General features: G+C 66.6%; 18 protein-coding genes. 9 read left to right on the top strand and 9 right to left on the bottom strand.

Features of this window, described 5'->3' with window-relative positions; translation table 11 throughout:
• Position 1: 1 nt before the first annotated feature.
• The 4 genes from pcaH to ACWRN3_RS12825 form a co-directional block, all read right to left on the bottom strand.
• Positions 2-874 (bottom strand): protocatechuate 3,4-dioxygenase subunit beta, encoded by an 873-nt coding sequence (pcaH, locus tag ACWRN3_RS12840; RefSeq protein ID WP_476740851.1) that lies wholly within the window; start codon positions 872-874, stop codon positions 2-4.
• A 58-nt stretch (positions 875-932) separates the two neighbouring features.
• Positions 933-2,804 carry a bifunctional sugar phosphate isomerase/epimerase/4-hydroxyphenylpyruvate dioxygenase family protein gene (locus ACWRN3_RS12835; protein WP_476740850.1) on the bottom strand — a complete coding sequence of 624 codons (1,872 nt, stop codon included), beginning with the start codon at positions 2,802-2,804 and terminating at the stop codon, positions 933-935.
• Entirely contained in the window at positions 2,804-3,685 is an 882-nt protein-coding gene (locus ACWRN3_RS12830) for a shikimate dehydrogenase (RefSeq protein WP_476740849.1), read from the bottom strand. Before ACWRN3_RS12830 ends, ACWRN3_RS12835 begins: the two co-directional genes overlap by 1 nt.
• Positions 3,686-3,840: 155 nt before the next feature.
• On the bottom strand, positions 3,841-4,704 hold the full coding sequence (locus ACWRN3_RS12825; protein ID WP_476740848.1) for an IclR family transcriptional regulator: 864 nt from the start codon (positions 4,702-4,704) through the stop codon (positions 3,841-3,843).
• Positions 4,705-4,936: 232 nt separating this feature from the next.
• Between ACWRN3_RS12825 and ACWRN3_RS12820 the strand changes: the two genes are divergently transcribed.
• Positions 4,937-6,256 carry an MFS transporter gene (locus ACWRN3_RS12820; RefSeq protein ID WP_476740847.1) on the top strand — a complete coding sequence of 440 codons (1,320 nt, stop codon included), beginning with the start codon at positions 4,937-4,939 and terminating at the stop codon, positions 6,254-6,256.
• A gap of 116 nt (positions 6,257-6,372) precedes the next feature.
• On the opposite strand, the gene ACWRN3_RS12815 is transcribed toward ACWRN3_RS12820, so the two are convergent.
• A complete protein-coding gene (locus tag ACWRN3_RS12815; RefSeq protein WP_476740846.1) occupies positions 6,373-7,461 on the bottom strand; it encodes an ATP-dependent DNA ligase in 1,089 nt (362 codons plus the stop codon).
• Between the two features lie 52 nt (positions 7,462-7,513).
• A complete protein-coding gene (locus ACWRN3_RS12810; protein WP_476740845.1) occupies positions 7,514-8,437 on the bottom strand; it encodes an AEC family transporter in 924 nt (307 codons plus the stop codon).
• A gap of 148 nt (positions 8,438-8,585) precedes the next feature.
• Between ACWRN3_RS12810 and ACWRN3_RS12805 the strand changes: the two genes are divergently transcribed.
• The 4 genes from ACWRN3_RS12805 (at position 8,586) to ACWRN3_RS12790 (ending at position 13,005) form a co-directional block, all read left to right on the top strand.
• On the top strand, positions 8,586-9,626 hold the full coding sequence (locus tag ACWRN3_RS12805) for a TIGR03885 family FMN-dependent LLM class oxidoreductase (RefSeq protein WP_476740844.1): 1,041 nt from the start codon (positions 8,586-8,588) through the stop codon (positions 9,624-9,626).
• Complete coding sequence (locus ACWRN3_RS12800; protein WP_476740843.1) at positions 9,623-11,317, top strand: alpha-amylase family protein; 1,695 nt, start codon at positions 9,623-9,625, stop codon at positions 11,315-11,317. The genes ACWRN3_RS12805 and ACWRN3_RS12800 overlap by 4 nt, the downstream gene beginning before the upstream one ends.
• Positions 11,318-11,417: 100 nt before the next feature.
• Positions 11,418-12,644, top strand: coding sequence for a pyridoxal phosphate-dependent aminotransferase (locus ACWRN3_RS12795; RefSeq protein WP_255173748.1), 1,227 nt, complete (start codon positions 11,418-11,420; stop codon positions 12,642-12,644).
• A gap of 124 nt (positions 12,645-12,768) precedes the next feature.
• Positions 12,769-13,005, top strand: coding sequence for a hypothetical protein (locus ACWRN3_RS12790; protein WP_141158887.1), 237 nt, complete (start codon positions 12,769-12,771; stop codon positions 13,003-13,005).
• Positions 13,006-13,034: 29 nt separating this feature from the next.
• On the opposite strand, the gene ACWRN3_RS12785 is transcribed toward ACWRN3_RS12790, so the two are convergent.
• Genes ACWRN3_RS12785 through ACWRN3_RS12775 form a run of 3 tightly spaced genes read right to left on the bottom strand, consistent with a single transcriptional unit; the run spans position 13,035 to position 16,640 of the window.
• The gene (locus ACWRN3_RS12785) at positions 13,035-13,871 is read right to left on the bottom strand and encodes an NAD(P)-dependent oxidoreductase (protein ID WP_476740842.1); all 837 of its coding nucleotides are present in this window, start codon (positions 13,869-13,871) and stop codon (positions 13,035-13,037) included.
• On the bottom strand, positions 13,861-15,273 hold the full coding sequence (ligM, locus tag ACWRN3_RS12780; RefSeq protein WP_324643554.1) for a vanillate/3-O-methylgallate O-demethylase: 1,413 nt from the start codon (positions 15,271-15,273) through the stop codon (positions 13,861-13,863). The genes ACWRN3_RS12785 and ligM overlap by 11 nt, the downstream gene beginning before the upstream one ends.
• Positions 15,274-15,290: 17 nt before the next feature.
• Entirely contained in the window at positions 15,291-16,640 is a 1,350-nt protein-coding gene (locus tag ACWRN3_RS12775; RefSeq protein ID WP_476740841.1) for an aminomethyl transferase family protein, read from the bottom strand.
• 206 nt (positions 16,641-16,846) lie between these two features.
• On the opposite strand from ACWRN3_RS12775, the gene ACWRN3_RS12770 reads away from it, so the two are divergent.
• From ACWRN3_RS12770 to ACWRN3_RS12755, 4 genes are all read left to right on the top strand, one after another.
• A complete protein-coding gene (locus ACWRN3_RS12770; protein ID WP_476740840.1) occupies positions 16,847-17,944 on the top strand; it encodes a 4-oxalomesaconate tautomerase in 1,098 nt (365 codons plus the stop codon).
• 36 nt (positions 17,945-17,980) lie between these two features.
• Positions 17,981-18,946 carry a VOC family protein gene (locus ACWRN3_RS12765; RefSeq protein WP_255173753.1) on the top strand — a complete coding sequence of 322 codons (966 nt, stop codon included), beginning with the start codon at positions 17,981-17,983 and terminating at the stop codon, positions 18,944-18,946.
• Between the two features lie 46 nt (positions 18,947-18,992).
• On the top strand, positions 18,993-20,483 hold the full coding sequence (locus tag ACWRN3_RS12760; protein WP_476740839.1) for an aldehyde dehydrogenase family protein: 1,491 nt from the start codon (positions 18,993-18,995) through the stop codon (positions 20,481-20,483).
• Positions 20,484-20,603: 120 nt separating this feature from the next.
• Positions 20,604-21,500, top strand: a complete 897-nt coding sequence (locus ACWRN3_RS12755; protein ID WP_476740838.1) for a methylenetetrahydrofolate reductase — start codon at positions 20,604-20,606, stop codon at positions 21,498-21,500.
• Positions 21,501-21,509: the final 9 nt, after the last annotated feature.

The following is a 21,509-nucleotide window of genomic DNA, read 5'->3' as shown; positions in this document are numbered from 1 at the left end:
CCTACTCCTCGTCGCCTGCGGCGCCGAGCGCCTCGTTTTCGGTCCAGGTCCGCTTGGGACCGGTCAGGACGATGTCCCAGTTGTAGCCCAGGGCCCATTCGGGCTCGGTGATGCTGTGGTCATAGGTGGCCACCAGCCGGTCGCGGGCATCCTGGTCAACGATGGTCTGGTAGATCGGGTCCAGCGGGAAGAGCTGGTCACCGGGGAAGTACATCTGGGTGATGATCCGCTGGGTGAACTCGGTGCCGAACAGCGAGAAGTGGATGTGCGCCGGCCGCCACGCGTTCAGGTGGTTCTTCCACGGGTAGGCGCCGGGCTTGATGGTGATGAACCGGTACGAGCCGTCCGGGCCGGTGATGCAGCGGCCAATGCCGGTGAAGTTGGGGTCGATGGGCGCGGGGTGCTGGTCACGCTTATGGATGTAGCGGCCGGAGGAGTTGGCCTGCCAGATTTCCACCAGCTGTCCTGCCACCGGGCGGCCGTCGCCGTCCAGGACCTTGCCGGAGACGATGATCCGTTCGCCCAGCGGTTCCCCGTTGTGCTGAATCGTCAGGTCCGATTCCAGGGCGTGTACGTCCTGGTGCCCGAACGCCGGCGAGTACAGCTCGATGGTCTCGGGGTCCGCGTGCTGCAGGCTCTTGGTGGGGTGGCGCAGGATGCTGCTGCGGTACGGCGGGTAGTCCAGGCGCGGCTGGATCTCCGGCCGGCCGCCGTCCTTGAGGGCGCGCCGGTAAGCCTCGCCGATGGCGTTGATCTCTGCACTGAGGTCCGCCTGCGACTCGATGGCCTTGTCCAGGGGCTGGTGGGCAGCCTTGGGTTCGGCCGGGGGCACGAGCTCCTCCGACTCCAGCTCGGCGTTGATGTCTTCCTTCACGGCTGGCTCCTTTCTGATCTGTTGGGTTTGTTGCGTCTGGGTTTTGGGTGGTGCGGGTTTAAGGGCTGCGGTGCAGCGAGTCGTACTGGACCGCGTGCCGCACCGGGGCGTTCGGGGCGCCGTATCCGTCGTAACGGCCGCGGCGTTCCACCATTTCGAAGAACACGCTGCCCACGGTCGCGGTGTAGAAGTGCAGGAACTCGCCGTCGGCATCCCGGTCGAACAGCAGGTTGAGTTCCTGCAGCGTGGCCAGGAATCCCGGTTCCAGGTCGAACCGCGCGTCCAGGTCCTCGTAGTAGTTGGCCGGGATCTGGAGGAATTCCAGGCCGCGCTCCCGCGCGGCCCGGGCGGTGGCCACCAGGTCCTCCACGGCGAAGGCGATGTGTTCCTGGTAGGTCTTCCGGGCCTCGTTCCGTGCCTGCTGGATGGGTGCCAGGTTGAGCACGAGCCGCACCGCGCCGTCGGAGGTCTGCATGACCTGGGACCGGACCAGCCCGCTGGGGCTGGGCACCTCGGCGAAGGGCTGGGGCTCCAGGGCCAGGGCGCTGGTGTAGAAGAGGACAGCCTCGTCGAAGTGCTGCCACGGCTGGGCCAGGTTGACGTGGTCGATGACCGCCCTCGCTCCTGCTGACGGGTGTTCCAGCCCTTCCCCGAATTCGTGCGTCCACGCTGCGGTTCCGTCCGGGCTGCCCTGGCAGAGGAAGATCTCGGTGGAGTCCGGGGCGCAGATGCCCTGGAACACTTCCTCGTCCGCCTGGACCTTGCGGGCCACCACGGGGGCCTTGAGCTGCTGGGCGCGGGCGGAGGCGATCACGGGGGAATCGACGTCGAACCCCAGTGCGGCAATTGCCGGTTCGGCGTGCCGTGCGGCCTGCTCGTTGATGATGACCCGGGCCTGGCCCATGGTCCACAGCTGGACGTCCTTGGTGCGGTGCCGGCCCTCGAACTGGAACCCGAGCTGGCCCAGGAGCTTCTCCAGCTGGGCGGTGTCGTCCGCCTTGACCTCGGCAAAGTTGAAGCCGGCGGGTTCGTTCACTTTGGGCAGCGTGGCAAGTTCCATGGGATAACGACGGCGGAGCGCGCCTGCGTTGCCGGGCGCGGCTTCGGTGCCGGCGAGCCATTTGGCGCTTTGCTCCTCCAGCCAGATCAGGGACCGCATGGCATCCACCGCGGTGCGCTCGACGTCCGACTGGCGGAAGACGTCGTTGAAGACCTCCAGCGAGACGGGTCCGGTGTAGCCGGCGCGGACCACGTGGCCCATGAATTTGGCCAGCTCGAACTGCCCCTCGCCCGGGAACACCCGGTAATGGCGGCTCCAGGACAGGACGTCCATCGAGAGCTTGGGGGCGTCCGCCACCTGGACGAAGAAGATCTTGTCCGGGTTGATGTCCTCGATCGGCGCGGTGTCCCAGTCGCGGGACAGGATGTGGAAGGAGTCCAGGCAGGTTCCCAGGTTGGGGTGGTCCACCATCTCCACCAGGCGGTAGGCGTGCTCGTAGTCGTTGACGTACTTGCCCCAGGCCAGGGCCTCATAGGCCACCTTGACGCCGTGGTCCCCGGCCAGGTTTGCGAGCTGTGCAAGTTGTTCCGCGCGGACAGCATCGTCGTCAATGGTGGCGGTGGCAACGTTGGAGCACACCAGGATGGTGTCCATGCCCAGGCGTGCCATGAGCTTGAACTTGGCCTCGGCGCGCCGGAGGTTGGCCTTCAGCAGGTCCGGGGTGACGCCGTCGAAGTCGCGGAAGGGCTGGTACAGGTCCAGGCCGAGCCCCAGGTCCGCTGCCATCTTCCGCACATCTTCAGGGCTGAGCGGTGAGGTGACCAGGTCCTGCTCAAAAATCTCGATGCCGTCGAAGCCGGCGCTGGCGCAGGCCTGCATCTTTTCCTTCAGGGTGCCGGAGAGGCAGACGGTGGCGATTCCGGTGCGCATCAGGCGGCCACCTCCTCGGCGGCCACAAGTTCCAGGAAGTGCGAGCGCATGCGCTCCGGGTCCGCGTCCAGGCCGGTGAAGATCCGGAACGCGTCGGCGGCCTGGCCCACTGCCATCCGGCCGCCGTCCAGGACCTCGCAGCCCTTGGCGCGGGCGCCGCGGACCAGTTCGGTGTCGATCGGCCGGTAGACGATGTCCGCCACCCAGTGCCGGGGCTCGAGCAGGTCCAGGTCCAGCGGGACGCCGGGGTGGGCTGCCATGCCAACGGGTGTGCAGTGCACCAGGCCGTCGGCCAGCGGCATCAGCTGCGGCAGCTCCGCCGTCGTGCGGGCCGTGACGGTGCTGTGCGGGAAAAAGCCCTGCAGCTCGGCAGCCCGTGCCGCCGCCCGTTGGGGGTCCATGTCCACCAGGTCCAGCGTTTTTACGCCTGCGCTGAGCAGGGCGTAGGCGACGGCGGACCCGGCCCCGCCCGCGCCGAGCTGCACTACACGGTCCAGCCGGGCGCCGGGGAGGCCGGAGGCGAGGGCGGCGGCGAAGCCGGAGAAGTCGGTGTTGTGGCCGATGAAGCGGCCGTCCCGGATGACCACGGTGTTTACGGCGCCGAGCCGGCGCGCGTCCGGGCTGACCTCATCCAGGTGCTGCAGGACCAGCTGCTTGCAGGGATGGGTGATGTTCAGGCCGTTGAAGCCCAGGGTGCGGGCGCTGTGCAGGATGGCGCCCACCGATTCCCCGGTCAGCCCCAGTTCCAGCAGGTCGATGGGCCGGTACAGGTAGCGCAGGCCCTGCACGTCACCTTCCCGTTCGTGCATAGGCGGCGTGAGCGATGGCGTAACGCCGTCACCAACCAGCCCTACCAGGTAGGACTCAGTTCGATTGCTCATGCGTGCAGCTCCTTTGGTACGACACCGGGCAGTAGCGGAACTCGGCCGCGCTGCGGGGTGATAGGGATTACGGTACAACAAATGTTCACTTATCGCACTGTTGTTCTAGATGCGAACAGAATAAGTCTCCGGGGAAGCCGTGAGGCCTCCTGGTGCTATCGCTGGGGCAGCCTGGCGGCCAGTTCGGCGGCGGCTTCCTGCAGCAGGGGAACGTGCGCCACGAGCCCCTCAAGGTCCAGCCGGAACACCGGCACGGCGGTGGCCAGCGAGGCGAAGGCATGCCCCTGGTCATTGAGCAGCGGCACGGCCACGGCGCGCATCCCCGCCTCGTTCTCCTCATCCATGACGGCATATCCCTGCCGGCGGACCTTCTCGATCTCGGCCCGGAAGGCGCCGCGGTCCGTAATGGATGTGTCAGTGAGCGCCTCAAGCGGGACCTCGGCCAGCAGCTTTTCGCGTTCCACATCCTCGGCAAAAGCCACCAGGGCCTTGCCCACGGCGGTGGTGGAGAGCGAGCCGAGGTGGCCGGGGTCGCTGGTCACGCGGAAGGTCTGCGGCCCGTCCACCTTGCTGACGGTCAGGTGGTGCAGGCCGTCGCGGACGCTGAGGATGGTGGCCTCGCCGGTCTGTTCGGTGACCCGGCGGAGGATGGGCATGGCTGTTCCCGCGAAGCCATGGTGGTTGGAGACGCGCTGTCCCAGCTGGAAGATCCGCAGGCCCAGGTGGTAGCGGCGGCCGTCCGGCTCGTAATCGACAAAGCCGTCGCGGGTCAGGGAGCCCAGCAGGCGGTAGGTAGTGCTGAAGGGAAGTTCGGCGCGGCGGGAAATCTCCGCGGCACTTGCACCGCGGGGTTCATCACCCAGGAGGACCAGCAGCCCCAGGGCCTTGCCCACCATGTCCGTGCGGTCGGCGGGACGGGCACCCACTTTGCCTTCCGGCGGCATGGCATTCACGGGCTCTCCGGCGCGGGCGGCGGCAGCGGGTTCTTCATTGGCCGCTGTGGTTTGGTTCACACTCATGGGTTCGATGTTGCCACAATGTGAGAGCTATTTCTAGATGGTGATTATTTTCTTGACAGGTGACTGCCCTCACAGTCATAGTTTCTGTATCGCAAAAGTAGCTCCCACCATGTGGCTACAACTGCCGGGTCTTTCCACCGGACTCCAGCCGCATCCCCCGCCCGCACCAAGGCCTCGGCGGCTGCGACCCCCAGATCCATCCGCGACAATGTCGTCACACCAAAGGAACACCATGAGCAAGACACTTCCGTCCGCAGGGGCGGGTGCCCTCACCTCCGCCGGAACACCCAGGAAGGCCGCCCTCGCCAGCTTCCTGGGCAGCGCCGTCGAATACTATGACTTCTTCATCTTTGGCTCGGCCGCAGCGCTGATCTTCCCCACGGTCTTCTTCCCCAGCGCCGATGCCAACGCCGCCATCATGTCCTTCGCCACCTTCGGGTTCGCGTACGTGGCACGGCCCATCGGCGCCGTCATCCTGGGCCACTTCGGCGACCGGGTGGGCCGCCAGAAAGTGCTCATGTTCACCCTGGTGCTCATGGGTGCTTCCACCTTCGTCATCGGCTGCCTGCCCGACTTCCGTACGGTCGGCTGGTGGGCTCCGGCGCTGCTGGTGCTGGCCCGCCTGTGCCAGGGCCTCTCCGCTGCAGGCGAGCAGGCCGGCGCCTCCTCCATGACCCTGGAGCACGCCCCGGACAACCGCCGTTCCTTCTTCACCTCCTGGACCCTCACCGGCACCCAGGGCGGCCAGATCCTCGCGGCCCTGGTGTTCATCCCTGTCCTGGCCCTGCCGGACGAGATCAAGTTCGGCATCGGCTGGCGCATCCCGTTCTGGCTGAGCGCCGCGGTGGTTGTGGTGGCGTTCCTTATCCGCCGCACCCTGCACGAGCCGCCCGCCTTCGAGGAAGCCCGGAAGAACGCGCAGATCGCCAAGCTGCCCGTGGCAGACCTCCTCAAGGGCCACTGGCGCGACGTCCTCCGCGTGATCTGCTGCGCCTTCATCGCCGCCGTTTCCACTGTGTTCGGCACCCTGGCCATCAGTTACGCCAAGACCGTGGCAGGCGTGGACGGCACCACCACCCTGTGGCTGGTGGTTGCCGCCAACATCGTGGCCCTGGGCACCCAGCCGCTCTTCGGAATGCTGGCGGACAAGATCGGCCGCAAGCCCGTCTTCATCTACGGCGCCGTGGCCAGCGCGGTCCTCACCCCCGTTTTCCTGCTGAGCCTGGAGTCCCACAGCGTCCCGCTGATGTTCCTGGCCGCCATCGGCTACTTCTCATGCGGTTACGCGGCGGCCAATGCCGTCTGGCCTTCCTTCTACGCCGAAATGTTCAGCACCAAGGTCCGCTTCTCCGGCCTCGCCATCGGAACCCAGCTGGGCTTCCTGATGGCAGGGTTCGCGCCGGCCATCGTCGCGGCCATGGGCGGCATCAAGCCCGGCGGCTGGGTGCAGATCAGCATCTTCACTGCCATCATCTGCGCCGTGGCCGCTGTTTCAGCCCTGACCGCCAAGGAATCCTTCCGGACCCCCACCAAGCAGCTCGGCCTGAAGTAGGCCGTCCGCCGCGTACAGACTGGACCGGTTTTCAGGCCGGAGAGCCCGCCATTCCCCAAATGGCGGGCTCTCCCCCTTTAAAACCGGGCCAGTTTGTGACGACCGAGAGCCTGCCGCTACCCCCGGCCGGTCTCCAGCACCGAGGCGAGATCGAAGTTCACCGGCTCCTCCAGCTGCGCGTAGGTGCAGGATTCCGGTTCCCGGTCCGGCCGCCAGCGGTTGAACTGGGCCGTGTGGCGGAACCGGTCACCCTCCATGTGGTCGTAGCGGACCTCCACCACCAGTTCGGGCCGGAGCGGAACGAAGGACAGGTCCTTGCCGGCGCTCCAGCGGCTGCCCTCCGCGTTCCGCGGGGTCCGTTCGCCTTCTTCCTGCTTGGCCCAGGCCCAGGGGTGGTTGTCGAAATCGGTCACCAGTGGTTGGAGTTCCTGGAAGAGCTCCTGCCGCCGCTTCATCGGGAAGGCGCCGATCACACCCACGCTTGCCAGGCCGCCGTCGTCCTTGTACAGGCCCAGCAGCAGTGAGCCGATGGCGTCCGGCCCGCTCTTGTGCAGGCGGTAGCCGGCCACCACGCAGTCCGCGGTGCGCTCGTGCTTGACCTTGAACATCACCCGCTTGTCGGGTTCGTACCGGCCGTTTAGCCGCTTGGCCACGATGCCGTCCAGCCCGGCCCCCTCGAACTGTTCGAACCAGTGCCCGGCCGTGTCCTTGTCCGTGGTGGCGGCGGTGAGATGCACTGGTGCCTTGCTCGCGGCGAGCGCCTTCTCCAGCGCAGCGCGCCGCTCCGCAAAGGGCCTGCCGGTGTAGTCCTCATCGCCGAGGGCCAGGAGGTCAAAAGCCACAAAGCTTGCCGGGGTTTGCTCCGCCAGCAGCTTCACGCGGCTGGCAGCAGGATGGATGCGCTGCTGCAGGGTGTCGAAATCGAGCCTGTCCCCGGACGCCCCCACCAGGATGATCTCGCCGTCCACCACGCAGCGCGGCGGCAGGTTCTCCTTGAGCGCCGCCACGAGTTCCGGGAAGTACCGGGTCATGGGTTTTTCGTTGCGGCTGCCGATCTCCAGGTCATCACCGTCACGGAAAATGATGGACCGGAAGCCGTCCCACTTGGGTTCGTAGCTGAGGTCCCCGCTGCCGGGAATGCCGTCGATGCCGCTGACGGCCTTGGCGAGCATGGGCGGGACGGGCGGCATCACGGGAAGTTCCATGTGCCCATTCTTGCCCGGCCCGTGGCCGGGGCGGTAGGGCGGCGCGCCCGCTTCAGGCTGCCAACAGCCAAACGATGAGCACCAGCACCGGCGCAGCGGCGGCCGTGGAGAGCAGGATGGTTTCCCGCGCCACGGCCACGCCGCGCCCGTATTTGCTGGCGAACAGGAACACGTTCTGGGCCGAGGGCAGCGCTGCCATCAGCACCACGCCCAGGAGCATGTGGTGGTCCAGGTTCAAGAGGAAGCGCCCGACGACGAAGGCCACCGCCGGCATCACGGTGGACTTCAGTGCCGTGGCAGTAAGGATTTCGGCCGTGTGGCCGCCGCTTCGGAGCATTTTGGTGCCGTGCAGTGACATGCCGAACGCCAGCAGCACCACCGGGACGGCCGCACCGCCCAGGAGGGTGAGCGGTGCCATCACCGGGGCCGGCAGCTGCACGTGGAACGCGGCCAGAACCACGCCCAGGAGCGAGGCGATGATCATGGGGTTGCGGAAGGGCTGCGTCAGCATCAGCCGGGGCGAGAACCGGCCGGCTTCGCTGAGGTCAAGAAGCGTCAGGACCAGCGGGGCGAACAGGAGCAGCTGGACCAGCAGGACCGGGGCCACGGGAGTGGCGTCACCCAGGGCATAGAGGGTGATGGGGATGCCGATGTTGTTGGCATTAACGTAGGAGCCGGCCATCGCGCCCACTGCCGTTTCGGCCAGCGGCCTGCGGAACCAGATGCGGCTGGCGGCCACATAAAGCAGCGCGGTCACCGCGGCGGTGATCATGGCAAGCGGAACATAGGCGGAGAAGACCACGGACAAATCCGACTTAAGCACCACTGTGAAAAGCAGTACCGGGTTGGTGATGAAAAAGGCGGTCCGGGTCAGCGCCGAGATGGTGGCTTCATCGCCCAGGCCGCAGCGCGCGGCGATATACCCGGCAGCTATGACGACGCCGATCACCGCCAGCCCGATCAGCACGCCGCCCATCGAGGTACTTCCCTTCCATCGACTGCGTTCCCACCGTCAGCCAGAACGCAGTACCACAAGTCTCCAACTTATCCGACAAGTGGCCCGGGCCCGCTGAATTTCCGGCGAACCCTCGACACGGCACGGTGCGGGACGGTAGAGGTTATCGATGGTAACTGTCGGTTTTCACGCATCGCACGAACAGATAAGTCCCGGCCAGCTGCTCAAAGACGTCCAGCACGCGGAACGCGCCGGCTTCGATGCGGCCATGTGCTCGGACCACATCGAGCCCTGGTCAGCGCGCCAGGGTCACTCCGGTTTCGCCTGGTCCTGGCTGGGGGCAGCGCTGGCCACCACCGGCCTGCGCTTCGGAGTGGTGACCGCACCCGGCCAGCGGTACCACCCCACGATCATCGCGCACGCCTCCGCAACCTTGGCCAGCATGTTTCCCGGCAGGTTCTGGTTTGCCCCGGGGAGCGGTGAAAACATGAATGAGCATGTCACCGGGGACCCCTGGCCGCCGAAGGACATCAGGCAGCGCCGGCTGGAGGAATGCGTGGACGTGATCCGCCGGCTGCACCGCGGCGAGGAGGTCACGCACCGGGGCCTGGTGACGGTGGAGCAGGCGCGGATTTGGGGTGTCCCCGGTGCCCCGCCGCCGTTAATCGCGCCGGCCATCAGTGTGGACACGGCGCGTCGGGCAGCGGCCTGGGCGGACGGGCTGGTCACCGTCAACCAGCCCGCGCCGAAGCTGCGTGAAATGCTGGCCGCCTACCGCGACAGCGGGGGCAGGGGGAAGGCCGTGCTGCAGGTGCACCTTTCCTGGGCGCGGAGCGGGGATGAGGCGGCAGCCATCGCCATGGACCAGTGGCGGACCAACACGTTCGCACCGCCCATCCCCTGGGACCTGCCCACCGCAGGACATTTCGACGGCGTGGGCGAGCACGTGCACGAAGAGCAGGTCCGCAGCACGGTCAACGTCTCCGCCAGCCTGGCCGAGCACGTGGACTGGCTGGGCGGGTATGCGGAGCTGGGCTTCGACGAGCTGTACCTGCACTTCGTGGGTCAGGAGCAGGCCCCCTTCATCGACGCGTTCGCCGCAGGCGTCCTGCCGCAGCTGCGCACCCGCGGAACCGCTGCTGCCGGAACCCCCTCTGAACCTCAGCTGGTCCGCGCGGCTGCCAATCCGGCGTCGGGGTCTCCGGCATGAGGATCGCGGAGACGTCCGACCTGTGGTGGAAGAACGCCGTCATCTACTGCCTGGACGTAGAGACGTTCTTTGACGACGACGGCGACGGCACCGGTGACTTTGCCGGCCTGACCCAGCGGGTGGACTATCTCGCCGCACTGGGCGTGACGTGCATCTGGCTGATGCCGTTCTACCCGTCCCCGGACCGGGACGACGGCTACGACGTGACTGACTTCTTCAGCGTGGACCCGCGGCTCGGCACGCTGGGCGACCTGGTGGAGTTCATCCGTGCCGCCAAGGACCGGGGCCTGCGGGTCATCGCCGACTTCGTGGTCAACCACACCTCCGACCAGCACCCCTGGTTCGTGGCGGCCCGGAAATCAACCGACAACCCGTACCGCGACTTCTACGTGTGGCGGCAGGACACACCCCCGGACACCTCCGCCGAGGTGGTGTTCCCTGGGGAGGAGAACTCGCTCTGGACCCTCGACGAGGCCACCGGCGAGTGGTACCTGCACATGTTTGCCAAGTACCAGCCGGACCTGAACGTCACAAACCCGAAAGTCCGCGACCAGATCGCAAAAGCCATGGGACTCTGGCTGGAACTGGGGCTGGACGGCTTCCGGCTGGACGCCGTGCCGTTCTTCCTGGAAATCAGGGGCCAACCCAAGGACCAGGCAGCAAACATCAACCCGCATGGCTACCTCAGCGCGCTGCGCAGCTTCCTGAACCGGCGCAACGGCAGCGCCGTGCTGCTGGGCGAAGTGAACTTGCCCTACAAGGAGCAGCTCGAGTACTTCGGCGGCCCGGAGGGCAGTGAGCTGAACATGCAGTTCGACTTCATGTCCATGCAGCACATCTACCTGTCACTGGCCCGGAAGGACGCCAGGCCGCTGGCGGAAACGCTCAAGAGCCGGCCGCCCATAAACCCGGACAACCAATGGGCCATGTTCGTGCGGAACCATGACGAGCTCACGCTGGACAAGCTCAGCGACGGGGAGCGGCAGGAGGTCTTCGCAGCCTTTGGGCCGGAGAAGAACATGCAGGTCTACGGCAGGGGGCTGCGGCGGAGGTTGCCCCCGATGCTGGGCGGGGACCAGGAACGGATCCGGATGGTGTACTCCCTGATGTTCTCCCTGCCAGGCACCCCCGTGATCTTCTATGGCGAGGAGATAGGCATGGGTGAGGACCTCCGGCAAAAGAGCCGGGCCGCCGTCCGCACGCCGATGCAGTGGAACAGCGAAAAGAACGGCGGCTTTTCCAACGCCAAGGCCTCGGACCTGGTGGCACCGCTGGTGCGCGGGGATTACGGGCCGGAGCAGGTCAACGCGGCGGCGGGCAAACGGGACCCGGAGTCCCTGTTCACCTTCATGGCCACGCTGATCGCCCGCTACCGGGAGGCCCCTGAGCTGGGGTGGGGCGAGTTTGGGGTCATCGACCAGCCTGAGCCGGCGGTGTTCGCCCATGCCTGCAGTTCCGGCGGCGGCACGCTGGTACTGCTGCACAACTTTGGCGAGGATCCGGTGAAGGTGAGCGGGAAGGTGGGGCCGGGGGACGGCCCGGCGCAGGCATTCCGCGGTGCCATGCTGCTGGACCTGTTCGACGGCGGCAACGTCGACCTGGATCCCGACGGCGGATTCCAGGTGGAGCTGGGACGCTACGGCTACCGCTGGTTCCGCGTGCACCGGAAAGGCGACCGGCTGGCGCCGTAACGGACGGGATGAGGGGTTGGACCGGGTCCTCCCCTCCCGCACGTGTGGCGGAAAGGTGTGGAGCCGCCGCCCGCCGTCGTGCTTTGTGAAAAGATCAACCATGCGCGCCATGCAACACTCCAGCAAACTCCGGAACGTCCGCTACGAACTCCGCGGACCGATCCTCGAGGCCGCCAAGAACATGGAGGCCGAAGGGCACCGGATCCTCAAGATGAACCTCGGGGACACGGCACCCTTCGGGCTGGAAGCGCCCGAGTCTGTGGTGGTGGACATGATCCACCACCTTCGCGGCGCCCAGGGCTACAGCGATTCAAAGGGCATCTTCACGGCCCGGACCGCCATCTCGCAGTACTACCAGACCCGAGGCCTGATGAACATCGGGGTCGAGGACATCGTCATCGGCAACGGCGTCAGCGAACTGATCTCCATGTGCCTGCAGGCCTTCATGGAGAACGGCGACGAAATCCTGGTCCCGGCACCTGACTACCCCCTGTGGACCGCCGCCGTGACCCTGACCGGCGGCAAGCCCGTCCACTACGTCTGCGACGAGGCGGAGAACTGGTGGCCGGACCTGGCCGATGTGGAAGCGAAGATCACCAACCGCACCAAGGGCATCGTGATCATCAACCCGAACAACCCCACCGGGGCCGTCTACCCCCGGCACATCCTGGAACAGTTCGCCGGCCTGGCCCGGAAGCACAACCTGGTTCTTTTCTCCGACGAGATCTACGAGAAAGTGCTTTATGAAGACGCCACGCACATACACACCGCTGCGGTGGCGGAGGACGTGTGCTGCCTGACCTTCAGCGGCTTGTCCAAGGCCTACCGGATGCCGGGCTACCGGGCCGGGTGGGTGGCAATTACCGGCCCGCTGGCCGCCACCGCCGCCTACCGTGAAGCATTGGAACTGCTGGCGTCGCTGCGCCTGTGCGCCAACGTTCCCGCCCAGCACGCCATCCAGACCTGCCTCGGCGGCTACCAAAGCATTGATGCGCTGGTGAAGCCGGGCGGCCGGCTGCGCGAACAGCGGGACCTTGCCCACAAACTGCTCACGGCCATTCCCGGCGTCACGTGCGTCCCGGCGTCGGGCGCCATGTACCTGTTCCCGCGCCTTGACCCGGAGCTGTACCCGATCGAGAGCGACGAGAAATTCGTCCTGGACCTGCTCCGGGACCAAAAGATCCTGGTCTCCCACGGTTCGGCCTTCAACTGGCCCGCGCCGGACCACTTCCGCTTTGTCATCCTTCCCTCGGTGCTGGACATCGAGGAAGCCGTCCGGAGGATTTCCACATTCCTGGCGGCCTACCGGAGCGGGGCCGCAGCCTGAAACCGCGGCGGCGCGAAGAACTAACCGGGCCCTAACCGCGGGGAAACCGGTACGCAACATTCCAGGCCCACACTTGGTAGTGCAGGCAAGAGCCGGCACCAGCTCCAGCCAGGAGGCCCCAGCGATGTTGAAGAAAGCGACCACGCATGTAACAAGAGTCCGCGCCCTGGACCAGCTCCACCGCGGCGATGAAATCGAAGCCCGCCTGTCGGTGGGGCCCTCCTACGACGACGTGGTGATCCGCCGCGGCAGCGTCCAGGAAACAGCGCCCGGCATCGGTGTGGTCTGGATCCTGGACCGCATCAGCGGCGTGCGCAAAGCAATCAATACAGACGAGTGCAGCGTCTGGCGGGTGGCATAGCAGGTCCGGGAAGACGGTGGCGGGCGTAGTCAGGAAGGACTGTCCGCAGCCTGTTCCTCCTCCAGCTCCTGCTGCCGGAGTGCGAGCGAATGCAGCCACTCGATGCTGGCGTCCGTTACCGGATGGGCTGTCCCGAGCGACTCCAGGAAGTCCCGCACCTCAACCATCTCCGCCTCCCTGCGGACGGCATGCAGCCGCGTGCCCTCAAGCATCCGCTCCACCAGCGCATCGCCTGACGGGCCCAGTTCCGCTGCAATCTGGCTGATGACCCAGTCTTTTGCCCCCGCCGCCTCGGCGGCCGTGACTGACTCCAGGACAGTGGCGGCCAGCCCCTTCATGAAGACGCTGCGGAGCAGCTTCCGGCCGGCCGCCGCACCCGCTTCGCTCCCGGCGTTGCTGGCCGGGATGCCCCATCCGGTGAAGAGGGCCACCAACGCGTCCGCCCCCGTGCCGCTGACCAGCAGGGGCGAATTGATCCGGCCCCGCGGAACGGGCGCCAGGACGGCGACATCGGCGAAAAGGACGCCGCTCCCGGCCGCCCGTTCCGCGAGCTGCCGCTTTTGGTCCGGTCCGGCGGTGTTGAGGTCCGCGAAGATGGCCGCCGGGTCCATGGCGGCCAGCGCCTCGTCAAGGACGGATTCCGCCGCGCGGGCTCCCACCAGGCTGATCACCAGGCCGGCGCCCGCCACCGCTTCACTGATGCCAGGGGCCCGCAGCACCCCGGGCGGGACTGCGTCGACGGCAGGGTCCGTTCCCGTGACCCGCAATCCACGGCCGGCCAAATCCTGGGCGTAGATGCTCCCGGCTTCCCCCAGGCCCAGGACGGCAACAGACCGGCCGGCCGTTCCCGCCGGACTACCGTGCACCGGCGGCCGCGGTCCGCCAGCCGCCGTGGTATTCGGTCCGGGCGGTGACCGCGTAGGGCGCCGGGCTGACCACCGCCCGGACACTGATCTGCTCATGCGGTTCCACGGTGGTCTTGCGGGAGCCGCCATCGGGTTCACCCCAGACGACACGGACCTCGGTACCGATCTCCACGTTGGGGTCCACCGTGGCCAGCGAGAGGCCGCGGCGTTCGTTGGCCGTCACGCCGGTGAAGAGCGACAACCCCACTCCCGTTCCGTCGGCATCGATGACGGAGTCGTAGTTGGACGATCCGTAGTTGGCGTTGGGGACGTCGAAGAACTGGTAGCCGGGCTTGTCGCGGTCCAGGAACGAGGCCCAGATGGTGGCCAGGTCCTCATCGTTCCAGGCGAGGGTTACCTTTTTCCGCTGTGCGGCAGGATCGACCTTCTGGAGGGCGTCCCGCCCGATGAAATCGTGGTCGAATTTTACGAAGGAGCCGTAGCCCAGTTCCCAGGGGGTCAGGTAGTAGTCCTCGATGTTGCCGGAGACGAAAGAGCCGGCGAGCGCATTGACCGCCTCATAGCTGGTTGCCGGCAGCCATTCACGGTAGGCGCGCTCGGCATCGCTGCTGTAGATTGCCGGCAGCGGCGAGGGGATCCAACCCGATTCGAGCGTGTTCGAGGAGTAGGCCCGCGACCCGCACGGTTCCAGCCCGAACTCAGTCCCGGCCTCGAGCACGGCATCCCGGATTTTTCCGTGCTGTTCGTAGGGTCCCCAGATTTCCAGCCCCGGGGCCCCCGCCATGCCGTGGCGCAGCGTGCGGACCTGTTCCCCGGCGATGGCCAGGTGGCCCATGTGGAAGAACTTCACCTGCTCAAGCGTTCCGCCGTTGAGCTTCTCGATGATCTGCCAGGCGCTGGGGCCCTGGATCTGGAAACGGTAATACTTCCGGGTGACTGCCTGGCCGTAGGGGCGCGACGGAGACCTGTCATCGTAGGTGCATTCGACGTCGTATCCGCCGGTTTCGGCGTGGAACTGGAGCCAGTTGGCGGCCGGCGCGCGGCCAACGTAGACAAACTCCTGCTCTTCCAGGTGGAACAGGATGCCGTCGCCGATGACTCCGCCGTTGGAGGCCGTGGGAACGAACTGCTTTGCGGTGTTCACCGGGAAGTTGGCAAAGCTGTTGATGCCCGTGTCCGAGAAGAGCTTCAGGGCATCGGGGCCCTTCACGAAGAAGTTGACCATATGGTGGGACTGGTCATAGAGCACCGCCGTTTCACGCCATGCGCGCTGCTCGCGCCGCCAGTTGGTGAACTCGGCGGGAACCACCGGATAGATGTAGGTGCCGAGCTGGGAATTGCGCAGCAGTTCGACGGTGTTGCCCGCCGCATCAAGCACGTCCTGCAGGGATTTCGGGGCCATGGGCTTTCTCCTTCGGTTCAGTGGGTGGCGCGGTAGCTCTCGCGTGCGTATTGCACGAAAGGAGCGGGGGCGACGGTCGCTCGGATGGGGACCTGACGGTGGGGTTCCACCTGCAGTTTGGCGGAGTTGGGCTCTTCGCCCCAGAGCACAGTGACCTCGGCACCGTCCTCAAGGTTGTCCACGGCCGCCAGGGAAACAAAGGAGTGCTCGTTGGCGATGTAGCCGCAGTCAAAGGACTGGCCCACCGTCCTGCCGTCCTGGAGGACCCGGTCCACCTGGAAGAGGGCGTAGCGGGCCTTGGGCAGTTCGATGTACTTGGCGGGAATCCCGGGACGCAGGATGGAACCCATCACGTCCTGGACGTCGTCGGGGTTCCAGACGAGCGTCACCTTGCGGCGGGAGGAGGTCCGGGAGAGCGCTTCAAGCGCATCCCGCCCCACGAAGTCGTGGTCGAACGCGACCGAGCGGCCATACCCGAGCTCGTACGGGGTGACGAAGTAGTCCTCGATGTCCGCTGAATCGAAACTTCCCCCGAGTGAACCGGCAGCTGACGCCGGAAGCCATTCGCGGTAGCCACGCAACCGTTCGTCCGTGAAGACCGCCGGCACTGGTGAGGGCACCCAGCCGGACTCAAGGTTCGCCGTCGAATAGCCCTTTGCCCCCACCTGGGTCAGGCCGAATTCGCCGCCCGCCTGCAGCAGCGCGTCCCTGACGCGGGCGCCCTCGGCCCAGGGTCCGAAGAGCTCATACCCCGGTTGTCCCGCCATGCCGTGCCGGATCCCGCGGACCTGCAGCCCGGCGATCGGAAAGCGCCCCATGTGGAAGAACCCAAGCTGCGGCACCGGGGCACCGGTCAACTTTTCGACAATGGCCAGGGCGGTGGGCCCCTGGAGCTCGAAGCGGAACAGGCGGGGATCACCGGCGCGGACGATTGAGTTCCCGTCACGGGAGACGTCCACGTCGTGTTCGCCGGACTCGGCGTGGTACTGCACCCAGTCGATGGCCATTGGGTGCCCCACGAGGTTGTAGGACTGTTCGTCGAGGTGAGCCAGGATGGCGTCGCCGATGAGTTGTCCGGAATGGTTCACCGCGATGAACTGCTTGGCGCGGTCCACGGGGAAATTCGCGAAGGAGTTCACCGCGAGCCCGCGAAGCAGCCCCTCCGCTCCCGGCCCGGACAGGAAGAGATCGGTCATGTGGTGCGACTGGTCGAGGAGGGCACAGGTGCTGCGCCAGGAATTCTGCTCGGAGCGCCAGTTGCTGAACTCGGCCCGCACGGGGAAAACATGGGGGCTGGCGGGGGAATCGCGCAAAAGCTGGACCGGGGAAGCCGCGCGGTCCAGCGCTTCCTGCAAAGTCTCCGTCACTGCGAAATCCCTGTCACTGCGAACTCCGTCGTTCGGTCCACGGTGGAAAGCAGCCCGGGACATCCAGTACCAACACGATTGCTAACAAAATTGTATCGGATGTCTTGACCAGAGTTCCAGAGCATGGTTGTCTGGCACTGTCCGCCGGAAAGGACTGACCATGGGCCGTCCAGGCACCATGCCCGCCGTGGAACGCGAGGGTGGAAATGCCCGAAACTAAGGGGATCCCCTGCCTCCTCATGCGGGGAGGGACCTCCAAGGGTGCCCTGTTCCTCGCCTCCGACCTGCCCGCGGATCCCGCGGAACGCGACGACCTGCTGCTGAGGATCATGGGCTCTCCCGATCCACGGCAGGTGGACGGGCTCGGCGGGGCACACCCCCTGACCAGCAAGGTTGCGGTCATCGCCCCGTCCCCGGACGCCGGCGCGGACGTCGACTACCTCTTCCTCCAGGTCGGCGTCGACACGGCACTGGTCACCGGCCGCCAGAACTGCGGAAACATCCTTGCCGCCGTGGGACCCTTCGCCGTGGAGCGGGGCCTGGTGCAGCCCACCGATGGCCACACCGAGGTGCGCATCCGGATGGTGAACACCGGCAGCATGGCCACCGCGCGGTTTGCCACGCCCGGCGGGGTGGTGGATTACGACGGCGGCCCGGCGGCAGGTGAGGCAGTGGCAATCGACGGCGTTCCGGGAACGGCAGCGGCCATCCGGCTCAACTTCGAGGGCACGGCGGGATCATCGACGGGTGCCCTGTTCCCCACGGGCAGGACTCTGGACCACGCGGAGGGCGTGGACCTTACCTGCGTTGACAACGGAATGCCCAGCGTTTTGATGCGAGCTGCCGACCTGGGCATCACCGGCCAGGAAGCCCCTGCAGACCTTGAGGCAGACGAAGGCCTGGCAGAACGGCTCGCCGGGCTCCGCCTCGCAGCGGCGGGCCTGATGGGCATGGGCGATGTCAGCGGTGCCACCGTACCCAAGCTGGTGCTGCTGGCACCGCCGCGGGCCGGGGGCGCCATAGCCACCCGCAGCTTCCTTCCCGTCCGGGTCCACACCTCAATCGGCGTGCTCGGAGCACTCACCGTGGCGGCGGGTGTCTTGTCGGAGGGGTCGGTGGGCCATGGCCTTGCCGCGCTTCCTTCACCGGGGGAACCCTTCCGGGTGGAACACCCCACCGGCCATTTTGATGTCGAGGTGGCCATCGAGAAGACCCCGGACGGCTATACCGTGACCCGCTCAACTGCCCTCAGGACAGCACGGAAGATTTTCGAAGGACGCGTCTTCCCGCGCCCGCGCCTGTGACGACTGCACAACGACCCCTTTAGAGAGGACAGCTTCATGACCGGGTATACCTCGTTCGACGTCGCCCACCTGGGAAACGTGGAACTGCTGACCCCCGTCTTCGAGGAAAGCCTGTGGTTCTTCCGCGACCTGCTCGCCATGCGCGTCGTAGCGGAGACCAGCAGCGCGGGCACGAAGTCCGCCTACCTGCGGACCTGGGACGAATACCAGCTCTACACCCTCAAGCTCACCGCCTCAGCCGATGCCGGTGTCGGGCGTACCACCTTCCGGGCCACCAGCCAGGAGGCGCTGGAGCGCCGGGTCGCCGCCATCGAAGCCACCGGCCTGGGCATCGGCTGGGAAGACGGTGAGGTGGGAACGGGGCCAACCTACTCCTTCCGGGACCCCGACGGGCACCTCATGGGCATCTATTACGCAACCGAACGGTACGTGGCCACGGACGACAAACCCGCCCTGAAGAACCAGGCCTCGGCCTTCCCCGGCCGGGGCGTTAACGCCCGCCGGCTGGACCACATCAATTTCCTGGCCAAGGATGTGGTGGCCAACGGGGAGTTCGTGGCCCACGCGCTGTGCGGGCGGGAGAGTGAACGCATCCGGCTCGACGACGGCGGATACGCCGCATGGTGGTTCCATTTCAACAACAAGTCCTATGACATCGTGTACTCCGACGACTGGCTCAAGCACGGCAACCGGCTCCATCACGTTGCCTTCGCTCCGGATACCCGCGAGGACATCCTGAAGGCCGCGGACATCTTCCTTGAAAACGGGATCCACATCGAGTCCGGGCCGCACAAGCACGCCATCAACCAGACGTTTTTCCTCTACGTCTGGGAGCCCGGCGGCAACCGGATCGAACTGGCCAACGCCGGCGCCCGCCTGCTGCTGGACCCGGACTCGCCCGTGGTGGAGTGGAGCCAGGAGGAGCGCAGGAAGGGGCAGGCCTGGGGCATGAAAACCATCGAGACGTTCCATACGCACGGAACGCCAAACATCCGCCAGTGAGAAAATTAAAGGATCCCTGCAGTACCGCACAGAGAGGTGCATCATCATGACCAACACAGTGGACACGTCCGCCCCGGTGACCACCGGCCTCTACATCGGAGGCTCAGAACGGCAGGCCGCCGCCACCATGGACATTGCCGATCCGGGCAAGCCCGGCACCATCGTGGGCCACGCCGCGGCGGCCGGCGCGGCCGACGTCCAGGACGCCATTGCTGCGGCGAAGGCGGCCTACCCCGGATGGGCTGCACTGGGGGCGCAGGAGCGCGCAGACCGGATGCGGCAGGCACTGGAGGGCATCGCGGATTTCCGTGATGAGGATGCCGCCATCCTCTCGCAGGAAAACGGCAAGATCCGCATGGAAGCCTGGGTGGACTCCCTGGTGTTCGAGATCAGGTGGAACCTCGCCCTGGAACTGGCTCCCGACGTCGACACCGCCAAGGTGCTGCCGCCCGCGCCCGGCATTCCCGTCTCCACCTCGGTCACTTTCCAGCCCCTGGGCGTGGTGACGGTCATCGTGCCGTTCAACTGGCCCATTGCCATCCTCGCGGCCTCGCTGCCGCACGCACTGCTGGCGGGGAACACGGCAATCGTTAAGCCGCCACCCACCGCGCCGCTGGCAACGACGCGCGTGGTCCAGCGGATTGCCGAAAAACTGCCGCCAGGGGTGCTGAACGTGGTGACCGGCAAGGACGCGGACATGGCTGCGCTCATCACCAGCCCGGACATCGCCAAGGTCTGCTTCACGGGGAGCGTGGGCGGCGGCAAGCGCATCATGGAAATGGCTGCGAAGTCACTCACCCGGGTGACGCTTGAACTCGGCGGAAACGACGCCGCCGTCATCCTCGCGGACGCGGTCCTCGATGACACCCACCTGGACCGGCTCTACGCCGCGATCTTCGATACCACCGGCCAGATCTGCATGAACGCGAAGCGGGTTTACGTGCACCGTTCGCGCCTGGACGAGGTGGTGGCGGGGCTCTCGCAGCGGCTTGAAAAGGCGGTCATCGGCTACGGGCTCGACGACGGGACCACCATGGGTCCGCTGCACTCCCCCGTGCAGAAGGCCTTCGTGGCTGAGCTCATCGAGGAGGCCAAGGAAGCCGGTGCCGATGTCAGGGAGTTCGGAACCCTTCCCTCGGACCCTGCACTGCAGGGCGGGAACTTCCTGCGTCCGGCACTGGTGATCGATCCGGACCCTTCCCTGCGGGTGGTCACCCTGGAACAGTTCGGGCCCGTCATCCCCCTGATCCCGTTCGACACGGAGGACGAGGCGGTGGAGGCGGCGAACGCGAGCTGGGCGGGGCTGTGCGGCTCTGTGTGGACCGCCGATCCGGCAGCGGCCGACCGCGTGGGCGGACGCCTGGTCTGCGGCTACGTCTGGGTTAACGACCACGGTGCAACCCGGCTGGACCTGCGCGCGCCATTCGGCGGAATGAAGCAGTCCGGCATGGGCAGGGAACAGGGCATTGAAGGGGTCCGGGCCTTCCAGGACACCCGCGCCATCGCCCATCTGGAACCGGAGGCAGCAGAAGGGTAGGCCCGGGATGGACGATGGGCCGGAAGGTCCTGGATTCCGTCATTAGCTATCGACATTACCTATGTGCATAGGTAATCTTGGAGGCGGGTGCACCGCTGCACCCGCCGAAAGGATGACCTGATGGCGACTCGAATCATGCCCGCCCAAAACCGGGCAGCATCCCTGGAACTCATCAAGAACTTCTCGCTGGAGATGACCGGCAAGGACATTCCCGCCCTCATCGAAGCAAAAGACAGCATTCCGCCGGGCACCCGCATCAACGTCACCTTCCTCGGCAACGAGGACCTGGAGATGCGGGTGGCCGCGGCCAAGGCCGCCCGGGACCTGGGATTCACCCCCGTGCCGCACGTCTCGGCGCGCAGGCTGGCGTCGAAGGGCGACCTCGAAAAGTTCCTCCAGCGCCTGGCGGAAGCGGGCGCCGCCGAGCACCTTTTCGTGGTGGGCGGCGACCCCGCAGAACCGCAGGGCCCGTACGAAGACTCCCTGGCGCTGGTCAACACCGGCCTCCTGCAGCAGTTCGGGGTCCGGGAGGTCGGAATCGGCGGATATCCGGAGGGCCATCCCGATATCCGCAAGGAGGACCTCTGGCGGGCGCTGGAGGACAAGACCGCAGCCCTCGCCGCGCAGGACCTTGGCGCCTCCATCATCACGCAGTTCGCTTTCGACACCGAACCGGTGGCTGCGTGGATCGCCGAGGTCCGGGCCAGGGGAATCCAGGCACCAATCCGCGTGGGAACCCCCGGCCCGGCGGGAGTAAAACGGCTCCTCGGCTTTGCGCGCCGTTTCGGGGTGGGCGCCAACGCGATGATCGTCAAGAAATACGGCTTCTCGCTGACCAACCTCATGGGCGACGCCGGACCGGACCGGTTCGTGAACGATCTGGCCGCCGTCCTTGCCGACCGCGCGCCCGGCCCCCACCAACACCTCCCGGGGCAGGTTGGCCTGCACTTCTACACGTTTGGCGGCCTGCTGGCCACGGCCAACTGGGTCCGGCACTTCACCGCGGAAGAGGGCTAGGACGGCACG

It is taken from the genome of Pseudarthrobacter sp. rb (assembly GCF_056389225.1).
Note: the sequence above shows the minus strand (reverse complement) of the source record. Positions and strands in the feature narration are given on the sequence as shown.